This window comes from Mycobacterium paraseoulense (genome assembly GCF_010731655.1).
GTDB classification, from domain to species: Bacteria; Actinomycetota; Actinomycetes; order Mycobacteriales; family Mycobacteriaceae; genus Mycobacterium; species Mycobacterium paraseoulense.
On record NZ_AP022619.1, the window covers coordinates 3,497,014 to 3,509,335 of the forward strand.

General features: G+C 66.6%; 13 protein-coding genes. 6 read left to right on the forward strand and 7 right to left on the reverse strand.

Features of this window, described 5'->3' with window-relative positions; translation table 11 throughout:
* Positions 1-19: 19 nt before the first annotated feature.
* The 3 genes from G6N51_RS16230 to G6N51_RS16240 are packed head-to-tail and all read right to left on the reverse strand — an operon-like array spanning position 20 to position 3,013.
* On the reverse strand, positions 20-1,225 hold the full coding sequence (locus G6N51_RS16230; RefSeq protein WP_083167742.1) for a cytochrome P450: 1,206 nt from the start codon (positions 1,223-1,225) through the stop codon (positions 20-22).
* Complete coding sequence (locus G6N51_RS16235; protein WP_083167738.1) at positions 1,222-1,938, reverse strand: acetoacetate decarboxylase family protein; 717 nt, start codon at positions 1,936-1,938, stop codon at positions 1,222-1,224. The genes G6N51_RS16230 and G6N51_RS16235 overlap by 4 nt, the downstream gene beginning before the upstream one ends.
* Positions 1,939-1,981: 43 nt before the next feature.
* A complete protein-coding gene (locus G6N51_RS16240; protein ID WP_083167734.1) occupies positions 1,982-3,013 on the reverse strand; it encodes an LLM class F420-dependent oxidoreductase in 1,032 nt (343 codons plus the stop codon).
* 64 nt (positions 3,014-3,077) lie between these two features.
* On the opposite strand from G6N51_RS16240, the gene G6N51_RS16245 reads away from it, so the two are divergent.
* From G6N51_RS16245 to G6N51_RS16260, 4 genes are read left to right on the forward strand one after another with little or no spacing between them, the layout of a single operon-like run.
* Entirely contained in the window at positions 3,078-4,073 is a 996-nt protein-coding gene (locus G6N51_RS16245) for a Zn-ribbon domain-containing OB-fold protein (protein ID WP_083167730.1), read from the forward strand.
* Between the two features lie 15 nt (positions 4,074-4,088).
* Positions 4,089-5,153, forward strand: a complete 1,065-nt coding sequence (locus G6N51_RS16250) for a thiolase domain-containing protein (protein ID WP_083167727.1) — start codon at positions 4,089-4,091, stop codon at positions 5,151-5,153.
* Positions 5,153-6,352, forward strand: a complete 1,200-nt coding sequence (locus tag G6N51_RS16255) for a thiolase domain-containing protein (RefSeq protein ID WP_083167722.1) — start codon at positions 5,153-5,155, stop codon at positions 6,350-6,352. The genes G6N51_RS16250 and G6N51_RS16255 overlap by 1 nt, the downstream gene beginning before the upstream one ends.
* Positions 6,349-6,756 (forward strand): nuclear transport factor 2 family protein, encoded by a 408-nt coding sequence (locus tag G6N51_RS16260; protein ID WP_083167719.1) that lies wholly within the window; start codon positions 6,349-6,351, stop codon positions 6,754-6,756. The genes G6N51_RS16255 and G6N51_RS16260 overlap by 4 nt, the downstream gene beginning before the upstream one ends.
* Here G6N51_RS16260 and G6N51_RS16265 read toward each other — a convergent pair.
* Positions 6,753-7,277, reverse strand: a complete 525-nt coding sequence (locus G6N51_RS16265; protein ID WP_083167717.1) for a gamma carbonic anhydrase family protein — start codon at positions 7,275-7,277, stop codon at positions 6,753-6,755. The two genes, G6N51_RS16260 and G6N51_RS16265, sit on opposite strands and share 4 nt — an antisense overlap.
* A gap of 126 nt (positions 7,278-7,403) precedes the next feature.
* On the opposite strand from G6N51_RS16265, the gene G6N51_RS16270 reads away from it, so the two are divergent.
* Positions 7,404-8,561, forward strand: a complete 1,158-nt coding sequence (locus G6N51_RS16270) for a Rieske 2Fe-2S domain-containing protein (RefSeq protein ID WP_083167714.1) — start codon at positions 7,404-7,406, stop codon at positions 8,559-8,561.
* Positions 8,562-8,566: 5 nt separating this feature from the next.
* Positions 8,567-9,028 carry a hypothetical protein gene (locus tag G6N51_RS16275; RefSeq protein WP_083167712.1) on the forward strand — a complete coding sequence of 154 codons (462 nt, stop codon included), beginning with the start codon at positions 8,567-8,569 and terminating at the stop codon, positions 9,026-9,028.
* A 185-nt stretch (positions 9,029-9,213) separates the two neighbouring features.
* Here G6N51_RS16275 and G6N51_RS16280 read toward each other — a convergent pair whose 3' ends face one another.
* The 3 genes from G6N51_RS16280 to G6N51_RS16290 are packed head-to-tail and all read right to left on the reverse strand — an operon-like array spanning position 9,214 to position 12,277.
* Positions 9,214-10,359, reverse strand: a complete 1,146-nt coding sequence (locus tag G6N51_RS16280) for a sulfotransferase family protein (protein ID WP_083167708.1) — start codon at positions 10,357-10,359, stop codon at positions 9,214-9,216.
* Positions 10,359-11,141 carry an SDR family oxidoreductase gene (locus tag G6N51_RS16285; protein ID WP_083167705.1) on the reverse strand — a complete coding sequence of 261 codons (783 nt, stop codon included), beginning with the start codon at positions 11,139-11,141 and terminating at the stop codon, positions 10,359-10,361. Before G6N51_RS16285 ends, G6N51_RS16280 begins: the two co-directional genes overlap by 1 nt.
* Positions 11,138-12,277, reverse strand: a complete 1,140-nt coding sequence (locus G6N51_RS16290) for a hypothetical protein (RefSeq protein WP_083167700.1) — start codon at positions 12,275-12,277, stop codon at positions 11,138-11,140. Before G6N51_RS16290 ends, G6N51_RS16285 begins: the two co-directional genes overlap by 4 nt.
* Positions 12,278-12,322 lie beyond the last annotated feature (45 nt).

Genomic DNA, 12,322 nt, shown 5'->3' on the forward strand with positions numbered 1-12,322 from the left:
GTGCCGCTGTGACTGGGCGTCAGCCCATCGGCGCGCTCGGCGTGAACACCACCGGCATCTTCTCCAGGCCGGAGACGAAGTTGGCCGGCCGCAGCGGCAGGTCGGCGTCGGAGGCCAGCCGCATGTCGGGGAGGCGCTGCAGCAGCCGCGACTGCATGATGGACAGCTCCAGCCGGGCGAGCTGGTTACCGAGGCAGAAGTGCGTCCCGAAGCCGAAGGCGAGGTGGTTGTTCGGGTAGCGCTCGATGTTGAAGGTCTCCGGGTCGTCGAAGACCTTCTCGTCGAAGTTCGCCGACTCGAACAGCAGGATCATCTTCTCGCCCTGGTGCAGCCGGGTGCCGTGGAATTCGGTGTCCGCGGTGACCGTGCGTGCCATGTTCTTCACCGGCGCGGTCCAGCGGAGCATCTCTTCGATCGCGTTGGGCAGCAGGCTCAGGTCGCCGGCCAGGCGCCGGTGCTGATCGGGGTGCAACAGCAGCTGCCGCGTCCCACCCGACAGCGTGTGACGCGTGGTCTCGTCGCCGCCGATCAACAGCAGCAGGACCTCGGTGACGATCTGGTGGTCCTCCAGCTTTGAGCCCTCGACCTCCGCGTGCACGAGGACGCTGACCAGGTCATCGGTGGGCTCGGACTTGCGGGCCTCGATCATCCCCATCATGTATTGGCTGTAGGCCGCGAAGGCGTCCATGCTGACCTGGAAATCCTCTTGCGCCGCGGTGCTGCTCAGGAAGCTCACCAGGTCGTCGGACCATTTGAGGAACATCTTGCGTTCCTCCGGCCGCACGCCGAGCATGTCACCGATGACGGCCATCGGCAGCGGCGCGGCCAAGTCCCAGACGAAGTCACACTCGCCGCGTTCGCACACCGCGTCGATCAGGGTGTCGCACAATGAAACGATCTTGGATTCCAGGTCTTTCACGCGCTTGCGGGTGAAACCGGAGTTGACGAGCTTGCGGCGCAACAGGTGCTGCGGATCGTCCATCTCGATCATCATCTCGACGCCGTCTTGGTCGGGCCGAATGCCGCCGGCGTTGGAGAACAACTCGGGGTTGCGCTCCGCATCGATCACGGCCTGATAGGTCGACGCGGCGGCCAGCCCCTTGCGGTCCCGGAAGACCGGCTCGTGCTCGCGCATCCACCGGTAGACGGGCCGCGAATCGCCCGCGTAGAAAGCACCGTCGGTCAGGTCGACGTCGGGTCTGGTCTCCAATTGCGTGGAAGTCATGAGATCTCCTGGGCATCACCGAAGGTCATTTGGACGTGGTCGACGGAGCTGGACACCAAAGCACGCTTCGGAAGACCCAGCGACGCAAGCTCTTTGGCGTACGGATGATCACCGAGTCGGACGCTCACCCCGCCGAATCGAGTGCGCACGCCGTCCAGCGTGTGTTCGAAGGCGGTTTCGCGGGTGATCCCGTCGCGGTGCGAGTAGGTGCGCTGCTGCTGCCGGCGGGGGGTCAGCCGGAACGGCAGCCCGCGGCGAAAGTCCATGCCGATCACCGGTTGGCCTTCGATGCTGAGGTCGAAACCGAACTGACGGCCTTCGCGAACGGTGAAGTCGCCCATCACCTTCGGGTAGCCCCAGATCTTGGTTCCCGCTTCCAGGGTGAACGCCTGGTCGACGGGGAGGTGGTGGATGAACGCGCCGGCCGACTGCAGGGCCCGCAGCCCGCTTTCCTCCGATCCGGGTGGATTGACCATCACGCTGGTGCCGAACTCGTGGTACTGGCCCAGGTCGCCGTCGATGTAATGCATCAACATCAGGACCACGATCGCGCGGCCGGGAAGGTAGCGGCAGACCCGCAGGCCGCTGTAGTCGATCATCTGCTGCGCGGCATCGGCGTCGACGGAGAACATCGCCATGTGTTGATTTGCCGTGCGGATCTGCACCGGCATCGTGAGTACCGTGCCCGCGATGGTGTGCTGCGAGGCTGTCATCCGGCCAATCTAGAACGCGTTCTAATCCTCTGGCAAGGATCGGCTAGATCAGCGTGGCGAGCTCCCTGATCTGCGCCTCGTTGCGCCCGTTGACCACCATCATGGTCACGCCGGCGGCCTCCCAGACCTTGACCTGCTCACGGACGTAGTTGATGTCACCGACGATCGCGGCGTCGTCGACGACCTCGTCGGGGATGATCGACGCCGCCTTGTCCTTCTGGTTGCTGCGGAACAGCTTGGTCACGTCGTCGACCACCTCGGCGTAGCCCATCCGGCGGTATACGTCGGCGTGGAAGTTGGTGTCCTCGGCGCCCATGCCGCCCATGTAGAGGGCCAGGTAGGGCTTCATCGCCGCGAAGGCCGCGGCCCGGTCGTCGGTGATCACGATGTTGGCGGTCGCGCAGATCTCGAAGTCCTCGCGGGTGCGTCGCGCCCCGGGTCGCGCGAACCCCTCGTCGAGCCATTCGTTGTAGGTGTCCGCCATCCGCGGCGTGTAGAAGATGGGCAGCCAGCCGTCGCAGATCTCGGCGGCCAGCGCCACGTTCTTCGGCCCCTCGGCGCCCAGCATGACCGGGATGTCGGCGCGCAGCGGGTGCGTGATCGGCTTGAGCGGCTTGCCCAGGCCCGTCGTCCCCTCCCCGGTCAGCGGCAGCGGGTAGTGCGGTCCGTCGCTGGTCACCGGCTTCTCCCGCGCCCACACCTGCCTCATGATGTCGACGTATTCGCGGGTGCGGGCCAGCGGCTTGGGGAACGGCCGCCCGTACCAGCCCTCCACCACCTGCGGCCCGGAGACGCCGAGCCCGAGGATGTGCCGGCCCCCGGAGAGGTGGTCGAGCGTGAGCGCGGCCATCGCGGTCGCGGTCGGGGTGCGCGCGGACAGCTGGATCACCGAGGTGCCCAGCCGGAGCCGGCGCGTCGACGCGCCCAGCCACGCCAGCGGCGTGTACGCGTCCGAACCCCACGCCTCGGCGGTGAAGACCGCGTCGAACGCGGCGTCCTCGGCCGCAGCGACGAGCTCCGCGTGATTCTCCGGCGGCCGAGCGCCCCAATACCCGAGCTGCAACCCCAGCTTCATGTCACTGACCCTTCCGGCCGACCCGATGTTGAAACCGTTCTTAGAACCTGTTCTACTCGATGGCGTGACAGCCAGCTCGAGCAGCCCGACCTTGACGGATCACCCTGAGCCACCGCTCTCCGCGCCACTGACGTTGTCTTTCGACTACACCCGTTCGGTCGGCCCCACGCTAAGCAAGTTCTTCACCGCACTGCGTGAGCGCCACATCCTGGGGGTGCGCGGATCCGATGGCCGAGTTCACGTTCCGCCGGCGGAATATGACCCGGTTACCTACGAGCCGCTGGGCGAGATGGTACCGGTGTCCAGCGTCGGCACCGTCGTTTCCTGGACGTGGCAACCGGAGCCGCTGGAGGGCCAGCCGCTGGACCGCCCGTTCGCCTGGGCGCTGATCAAGCTCGACGGCGCGGACACCGCGATGATCCATGCGGTGGACGCCGGCGAACCCAAGGCCATCAAGACCGGGTCCCGGGTGCACGTGCACTGGGCCGACGAGCCGGTCGGCGCCATCACCGACATCGCCTACTTCGCGCTCGGCGAGGACGCCGAACCGGTGTCCGAGCAGGCCGCGGGCGAACAAGACCCGGTGACCATGATCGTCACGCCGATCTCGCTGACGATTCAGCACACCGCCTCCCACGAGGAAAGCGCCTACCTGCGCGCCATCGCGCAGGGCAAACTGCTCGGGGCTCGCACCGGCAAGAACGGCAAGGTCTACTTCCCGCCGCACGGCGCGGACCCGGCCACCGGCCAGCCGACCACCGAGTTCGTCGAGTTGCCGGACAAGGGCACCGTGACGACGTTCGCGATCATCAACATCCCCTTCCAAGGGCAGCGCATCAAGCCGCCGTACGTCGCGGCCTACGTGCTGCTCGACGGGGCCGACATCCCCTTCCTGCATCTGGTCGCCGACGTCGACGCGCACGAGGTGCGGATGGGCATGCGCGTCGAGGCGGTATGGAAACCCCGCGAGGAGTGGGGCTTTGGCATCGACAACATCGAGTACTTCCGGCCGACGGGAGAACCCGACGCCGACTACGACACCTACAAGCATCACCTGTAAAGGGCCTACCTGTAAATGAGCGCTCGCAACGTTGCGGTGGTCGGCTTTGCCCACGCGCCGCATGTCCGCCGCACCGACGGCACCACCAACGGCGTCGAGATGTTGATGCCGTGCTTCGCACAGCTCTATGAGGATCTCGGCATCACCAAAGCCGACATCGGCTTCTGGTGTTCGGGGTCATCCGATTACCTTGCCGGACGGGCTTTTTCGTTCATCTCGGCGATCGACTCGATCGGCGCCGTCCCGCCGATCAACGAATCGCATGTCGAGATGGACGCGGCGTGGGCCCTCTACGAGGCCTACATCAAGCTGCTGACCGGCGAGGTCGACACCGCCCTGGTGTACGGCTTCGGCAAGTCCTCGGCGGGGATCCTGCGCCAGATCCTGTCGCGGCAGACCGACCCGTACACCGTGGCCCCGCTGTGGCCGGACTCGGTGTCCATGGCGGGGCTGCAGGCCCGCATGGGGCTCGACTCCGGGAAGTGGACCGAAGAGCAGATGGCGCGCGTCGCGTTTGACTCCTTCGCGAATGCCCGCCGGGTGGACTCCGTGGAGCCTGCGATCAGCATCGAGGAATTGCTCGACAGGCCGTTCTTCGCCGAGCCGCTGCGGCGCCACGACATCGCGCCGATCACCGACGGCGCCGCCGCCATTGTGCTCGCGGCGGGTGAGCGGGCACGCGAGCTGCGCGAAAACCCCGCCTGGATCACAGGAATCGAGCACCGCATCGAAACCCCGTCGCTGGGTGCGCGTGACCTCACCGACTCCGCTTCGACGAAGGCGGCGGCCCAGGCGGCCACCGGTGGCAGGACCGACAAGCTGGACGTGGCCGAGATCTGCGCGCCGTTCACCCACCAGCACCTGATCATCGCGGACGCCATCCGGATACCGGGGCCGACGAAAGTCAATCCGTCGGGCGGCGCGCTGGCCGCCAACCCCATGTTCGTCGCGGGCCTCGAGCGCATCGGCTTTGCGGCGCAACATATCTGGGACGGGTCGGCCGAGCGGGTGCTCGCACACGCCACCAGCGGACCCGCGTTGCAACAGAACCTGGTCGCGGTCATGGAAGGAAAGAACTGATGGCCGGTGCAGGGCCCAACCTCGCCGCGGTACTTGGTACCGGACAAACGAAATACGTCGCGAAGCGGCAAGACGTCTCGATGAACGGCCTGGTGCGCGAGGCGATCGACCGCGCGCTGGCCGACTCCGGCTGCACCTTCGACGACATCGACGCCGTCGTCGTCGGCAAGGCGCCCGACTTCTTCGAGGGCGTCATGATGCCGGAGCTGTTCATGGCGGACGCCGTGGGAGCCACCGGCAAACCGCTGATCCGGGTGCACACCGCGGGTTCGGTCGGCGGGTCCACCGGCGTGGTGGCCGCCAGCCTGGTGCAGTCCGGCAAGTACCGGCGCGTGCTGGCGATGGCCTGGGAGAAGCAGTCGGAGTCAAACGCCATGTGGGCGTTGTCGATTCCGATTCCCTTCATCAAGCCGGTGGGAGCGGGCGCGGGCGGGTATTTCGCGCCCCACGTGCGGTCCTACATCCGCCGGTCGGGCGCACCGCTGAATATCGGTGCCATGGTCGCGGTCAAGGACCGGCTCAACGGGGCCCGCAACCCGCTGGCCCATCTGCACCAGCCCGACATCACCCTGGAAAAGGTGATGGAGTCCCCGATGCTGTGGGACCCGATCCGCTACGACGAGACCTGCCCGTCGTCCGACGGCGCCGCCGCCGTGGTGATCGGCGACGAGGAAAGCGCCGAAGCCCGGCTGGCGCAGGGAAATCCGGTCGCCTGGATCCACGCGACCGCGCTGCGCACCGAGCCGCTGCAGTTCTCCGGCCGCGACCAGGTCAGCCCGCAGGCGGGGCGTGACGCGGCCGCCGCGCTGTGGAAGGCGGCCGGCATCACGAGCCCGATCGACGAGATCGACGCCGCCGAGATCTACGTGCCCTTCTCGTGGTTCGAGCCGATGTGGTTGGAAAACCTTGGGTTTGCGCCCGAGGGCGAAGGCTGGAAGCTTACCGAAGCCGGCGAGACGGCGATCGGCGGGCGGTTGCCGGTCAATCCGTCGGGCGGTGTGCTGTCGTCGAACCCGATCGGCGCCTCCGGCCTGATCCGGTTCGCCGAGGCGGCGATTCAGGTGATGGGCAAGGGCGGGGACCACCAGGTTCAGGGCGCGCGCAAAGCCTTGGGGCACGCCTACGGTGGCGGCTCGCAGTACTACTCCATGTGGGTGGTCGGGGCGGACAAGCCCACGCCGGAAAAAGTCGGCGCGTGAGCGAGCACCCCGCGCACGAGGCCGGCCGGCGCTCGCGCGAGGCGGTCATCGCCAGGGACAAGGAAGCGTGGCTGGCGGTGTTCGCCGACGACGCGATCGTGGAGGACCCGATCGGGCCGTCGGCCTTCGACCCGGAGGGCAGGGGCCACCGGGGCCGCGACGCCATCTCGGCGTTCTGGGACAAGGCGATCGCCCCCACCGCCAAGATCGAGTTCGTCTTCCGCGACACCTACCAGTGCGGCAACGAGGAAGCCAACGTCGGGCACATCCTCATCACCCATGGCGACTACCAGGTGACCGCGGAGGGCGTCTTCACGTACAAGGCCAACGACGAGGGCAAGCTCACCGCCCTACGCGCGTACTGGGAGATGGACCGCGCGGCCGCCTCGGCCCGGAAGGTCTAGAGCGGCTCGAGCCCGGCCAGGTGCCGCTGCGCCAGTTCGCGGTAGGCCTGGGGGTTCACCTTGACCCACATCTCCGCGCCCGTTCCCGCCACCGGACCCTTGATCTGCGCCGGCGCGCCGACCGCCAGCATCCCGGCCGGAATCTGGGTGCCGGCCGTCACCAGCGAGTGGGCCGCGATCAGGCTGCCCGCGCCGATCACCGCGCCGTCGAGGACGGTGGCGTGGTTGGCGATCAGGGCCTCGGACCCGACGTGCGCCCCGTGGATGCAGCACATGTGCGCCACGGTGGCGCCTGGGCCGATGTCGACCGGGATGCCGGGCGGGGCGTGCAGCACGGACCCGTCCTGAACGTTGGCGCCCTCCCGCACCACGATGGGCCCGTAATCGCCGCGCAGCACGGTGTTGAACCACACCGATGCGCCGGCCTCGACGACGACGTCGCCGATCAGGGTGGCGGTCGGGGCGATGAATGCGGTCGGATCGACCCGCGGCGCACGACCCTCGAAAGCGAACAGCGGCATCGTCTAGATATACCCCGAGCGCGCATGCGCCGCGGGTATCCGCAGCCAGACGCGCCGTCATTGCGCAGCCCCGCCGCAAAACTGTAACGTGTTCTAGTTAGAGGGCCAGTGAGTTGGAGGTGACAGGTGAGTACCGACACCAAGGCGGTCGGCATCCGGGAGATCGATCCCGGCGCATTGCCGACGAGGTACGCCCGGGGCTGGCATTGCCTGGGCGTCGCGAAGGACTTCCAGGACGGTAAGCCGCACCCGATCGAGGCGTTCGGCACCAAGCTCGTGGTCTTCGCCGACTCGCACGGGGACCTGAAGGTGCTGGACGGCTACTGCCGGCACATGGGTGGCGACCTGTCGGAGGGCACCATCAAGGGCGACGAGGTGGCCTGCCCGTTCCACGACTGGCGCTGGGGCGGCGATGGCCGCTGCAAACTGGTGCCGTACGCCAAGCGCACGCCCAAGACGGCGCGTACCCGCTCGTGGACGACCGACGTGCGCGGCGGCCTGCTGTTCGTCTGGCACGACCACGAACAGAATCCGCCGGACCCGGCGGTCCGGATTCCCGACATCCCGGAAGCCGCCAGCGACGAGTGGACCGAATGGCGGTGGAACCGCATCCTCATCGAGGGCTCGAACTGCCGCGACATCATCGACAACGTCACCGACATGGCGCACTTCTTCTACATCCATTTCGGGTTGCCGACGTACTTCAAGAACGTTTTCGAGGGCCACATCGCGTCGCAGTACCTGCACAACGTGGGCCGCCCGGACGTCAACGACCTGGGCACCTCCTACGGCGAGGCGCACCTTGACTCCGAGGCATCCTACTTCGGGCCGTCGTTCATGATCAACTGGCTGCACAACAGCTACGGCGGCTACAAGGCCGAGTCGATCCTGATCAACTGCCACTACCCGGTGACCCAGAACTCGTTCATGCTGCAGTGGGGAGTCATCGTCGAAAAGCCCAAGGGCATGGACGAAAAGATGACCGACAAGCTGTCGCGGGTGTTCACCGAAGGCGTCAGCAAGGGTTTCCTGCAGGATGTCGAAATCTGGAAGCACAAGACCCGCATCGATAACCCGCTGCTGGTCGAGGAGGACGGCGCCGTCTATCAGCTTCGCCGCTGGTATCAGCAGTTCTATGTCGACGTCGCCGATATCCAGCCGGAGATGGTGGAACGCTTCGAGATCGAGGTCGACACCACCCGCGCCAACGAGTACTGGAACGCCGAGGTCGAAGAGAACCTCAAGGCCAAAGAGACTGAAGACGTTCCCGCGGAACAACACTGACAGCCATGCCCGACGATCAGCCGGCAGTTCCTGACGTCGATCGGCTCGCCCGGTCGATGTTGTTGCTGCACGGCGACCATCACGACCACGACGAGCGGCCAGCTGGCTCCGACCGCGTCGGCGGCGGATCTTGGTCGAAGTCAAGGGATTTCAGCGGCGATCCGCAACGCGCCGCCGCCGTCGCCGACGCCAGCCGCGCCGACCGTGAGCGCTACCTCAGCTCGGGGCTGCTGCCGGTGGACTGCCGGTTCTGCCATGTCACGGTCACCGTCCGACGACTCGGCCCGGGCCACACCGCGGTGCAGTGGAACACCGAAGCGTGGCAGCGCTGCGCGCACTTCACCGAGGTGCGCAATTCCGGCGGTGACACCGCACGCACCCGGTCGTGCCCCAAATTGAGCGACAGCATCGAGCACGCGGTCGCGGAAGGCTACCTGGGCGAGCCCGACGATCCGGACGCCGGCTAATTCACTGTCCTTGCTGCAGTTTGGTTATCGCCTCGAACGCCTCGAGGAATATCGCCGCGATGTCGCCGTCCCGGGCGCTGGCCATCGGAATGCGGCATCGGCGGAGCTTGCCTCGGCGCGCGGGCGGGCCGGGGCGATCGGGCCTCCGGACGGCGTGTGGTTGGGCCGGCGGCGGATCGACTGACCTACAGCCCGGCGAAACGCTCCTTGACGGTTTCCACCGTCAGCCCGTAATCGGCCAGCGAATAGCGGTGTTTCGGCGCGCGTTCGCCGGACTGGCTGTCGGCGTGCGTCTTTTCCATCGCCGCCCTCGCCTCATCCGACAGCGTCAACCCGAAGTGCCGGTAGATGTCGGCCACCGTGCCGATCGGGTCGGCGATCAGTTCCGTGTAGTCGACGTCATAGAACTGCGACGGCGAGTACTTCGCGCGCGCGGTGTTGAAACGCTCCAGCCCTCGCGACCAGGTATCCATTGCGTCGGCACCGATCTGGGCCCCGTCGAAATTCGTCGACCATCCCTCGGCGGTGTGCTGGGCCAGCGAGCACATCGAAGCCATGATCGTCTCGACCGGCCGATGCGTCTGAATCACCAGCGCGTCTGGGTAGGTCGTCATCAGGGCGTCCAGGGCGAACAGGTGGCTGGGATTCTTGAGCACCCAACGCTTCTCGGTATCGTTGAGCCCGATCAGCTGGAGGTTCTTGCGGTGCCGCCGGTAGGACGGTGTCCAGTCCTGTTCGGACAGCCACCGCGCGTAAGTGGGGACGTGCGCCAACGTCTCGTAGGACACCGAATGCAGCGATTGCCGGAGCAGCTGCCAGCATTCCTCGAGTTCGTACGCCGCCATGAAATGCAGGCCGGTGTAGCCGGGATTCTCCTGGTGGTGCCGGGTGAATTGGGCGTCGAGTTGTTGATAGAGCGGATGCGACTCCCAGGTTTCGCGCGGTGGTCGTGGCTGCGGGAACTCGGCCAGCCACATGTGCAGGCCCTGATGCGCGGGGTCTGCTCCCAGCAGCCGGTGCAGCGCGGTGGTGCCGGTGCGTACCAGGCCGGTGACGAAGATCGGGCGTTCGATCACGACGTCGGCGTGCTGAGGGTACTGCTTCCACGACGCCTCGGACAACAGCCGGGCCACCAGCGCGCCGCGCAGGAAGAACCGATTCATCTTGCTGCCCAACACCGTAAGGCCGGCTTCGCGGCGGTAGGAGTCCAGCAGCACCTCCAGCGCTTCGAGATAGTTGTCGTCGTTGGTGCCGAAGTCGTCGAGCCCGGTCAGCTTGGTGGCCGACGCGTGCAGCTCTTCGACGGTGCCGATATCGGTGCGATCGGACATTACGTGTGGTACTCCCCGCAGTTGACGTCCAGCGTCTGTCCGGTGATGCCGCTGGACAGGTCGCTGGCGAGGAAAAGAATCGCCGAGGCCACCTCGTCTTCGGTGGGCAAGCGCTTGAGGTCGGAGTTCGCCGCGGTGGCCGCGTAGATCTGGTCCGCCGTGGTGCCGTACTTGCCGGCCTGGTGGTTGAAGTAGCCCTGCAACGTCTCACCCCAAATGTAGCCGGGGGCAACTGAATTCACGCGGATTCCCTGCTCGCCGAGCTCCGTGGCCAGCGAATGCGACATCGCCAGCAGCGCCGACTTGGCCATCTTGTAGGCACCGTATTTGGCCTGCGAGTGCCGCAGCACCATGGAGTTGACGTTGACGATCGAGCCCTTCGACTCGGCCAGCGCCTCGGTGAAGCCCTGGATCAGGCGCAGCGCACCCAGCGCACTGAGCTCGATCGCGTCGCGGATGTGCTGGAAGCTGGTGCCGGAGAACGGTTTCAGCGACGGCACCCGGAACGCGTTGTTGACCAGCACATCGACCTTGCCGTAAGCCTCCAGCGTGGCGGACACCAAGTTGCTGACCTGGTCGTCGTCGGTGATGTCGGCGCGCACCGTCGTCGCCCGGCCTCCGATGTCGGCGATCTGCTTGGCGACGTCGTCCAGGCGTTCCTGGGTGCGGGCCGCCAGCACCAGGTCGGCGCCTTCCCGCGTGCACCGGTGCGCCAGCGTCGTGCCCAGGCCCGGGCCGACGCCGCTGATCACCACTACCTTGCCGTCGAGCAACTTCGTCATCCCAGCATCCTTGCTTGAATCTGTTGGTGGCGCAGTGCGATTCGCGTGCGCCAGTCATCCTCGGAGATCTTGTTGTGGTCGAAATAGGGCAGCCTGGCCGGGACGGCGTCGAAGTCGACGAGCTCCACGGAGGGGCCGTCGGCCTCGGTGAGTTGGCGAGACACCCGCTGCCAGCGGAACTGCAAAAAGCCCCGCCGATGGCCCACCGTCTCCACCCAGTTGGTCACGCCCGGGTTTTGGTCGGCCACGACGATGCGCACCTTGCCGTCCGGATCCGCCTGCGCCTGAGTGTTGTTCAGCGATGTCTGATGGTTGATGTAGTCCAGCGAGATGTACCAAAGGCTGCCCAATTGGAAGCCGAGGTAGGGCGCGTCGGACACGGGCACGGTGATCACCAGTGCCTGGTCGGGCCGCAGGTCGTAGTGGCCGACCGACGAATACTGGGTCGCCAGGCCGCCCGGGGTCAGCCGGGGCGCGACCATGGTGTTGACCGGAAGGTCGAGGTAGAACCACTGCGGGAACTGCAGCCACGTCTTCACCCGGTTGACGAGCTGCTTTCCCGCTGTGGCGTAACGCTTTTCGATGGTTTCGCGGGTCAGCGGCGGCGGGGCGGTGCCCGCGGTGTCCAGCCGGGAGATGGCCAGCGTTCCGCGCTGCGCCGCCCAGTCGCCGTAGACCTCGCGGATGACCAGTTGCCCGTTGCTCGTGGGCCGCACCCGCCACTCGAAGCTGCCGTCGGCGGCGATCTCGAGCTCTCGGTCGTCGAACGCGGCCTGGCTGGCGGGCACGTTGTCGTCGGTGTATTCACCCCCGAGCAGCTGGAAACTCAGGTCCGTCGTGGTACCGCGCCGACCGGTCACGACGTAGTCGTGATTGGCGTGCACCCGGGTCCCGAAGTAGAGGGTGTCGGGGTTGTCCAGGCCCATCTTGGTGAACGGCCCGGTTCCCGACTGCAGGAACGGATGGTCCCGGTCGTAATCGAAGGCCAGGTGGATGCAGGCCGAAACGCAGCCCGCCAAATACTGAAGCCCTTCGAGCAGGTCGGCTTCGGTCTCGATGAAGGGCGCGTCGGCGACGAGTTTCTCGGCTTCGACGATCGCGGCGGTGAGCGGGCCTGAAAAAGAATCTGCGAACACGCCTAGACGCTAGAACGTGTTCTACTTTTTCGTCAATGGCGAACG

Bases quoted from the DNA above. Each gene is read 5' to 3' on its own strand.
- G6N51_RS16230 (WP_083167742.1), bottom strand. From the start codon at position 1,225: ATGACTTCCACGCAATTGGAGACCAGACCCGACGTCGACCTGACCGAC.
- G6N51_RS16235 (WP_083167738.1), bottom strand. From the start codon at position 1,938: ATGACAGCCTCGCAGCACACCATCGCGGGCACGGTACTCACGATGCCG.
- G6N51_RS16240 (WP_083167734.1), bottom strand. From the start codon at position 3,013: ATGAAGCTGGGGTTGCAGCTCGGGTATTGGGGCGCTCGGCCGCCGGAG.
- G6N51_RS16250 (WP_083167727.1), top strand. From the start codon at position 4,089: ATGAGCGCTCGCAACGTTGCGGTGGTCGGCTTTGCCCACGCGCCGCAT.
- G6N51_RS16255 (WP_083167722.1), top strand. From the start codon at position 5,153: ATGGCCGGTGCAGGGCCCAACCTCGCCGCGGTACTTGGTACCGGACAA.
- G6N51_RS16265 (WP_083167717.1), bottom strand. From the start codon at position 7,277: ATGCCGCTGTTCGCTTTCGAGGGTCGTGCGCCGCGGGTCGATCCGACC.
- G6N51_RS16275 (WP_083167712.1), top strand. From the start codon at position 8,567: ATGCCCGACGATCAGCCGGCAGTTCCTGACGTCGATCGGCTCGCCCGG.
- G6N51_RS16280 (WP_083167708.1), bottom strand. From the start codon at position 10,359: ATGTCCGATCGCACCGATATCGGCACCGTCGAAGAGCTGCACGCGTCG.
- G6N51_RS16285 (WP_083167705.1), bottom strand. From the start codon at position 11,141: ATGACGAAGTTGCTCGACGGCAAGGTAGTGGTGATCAGCGGCGTCGGC.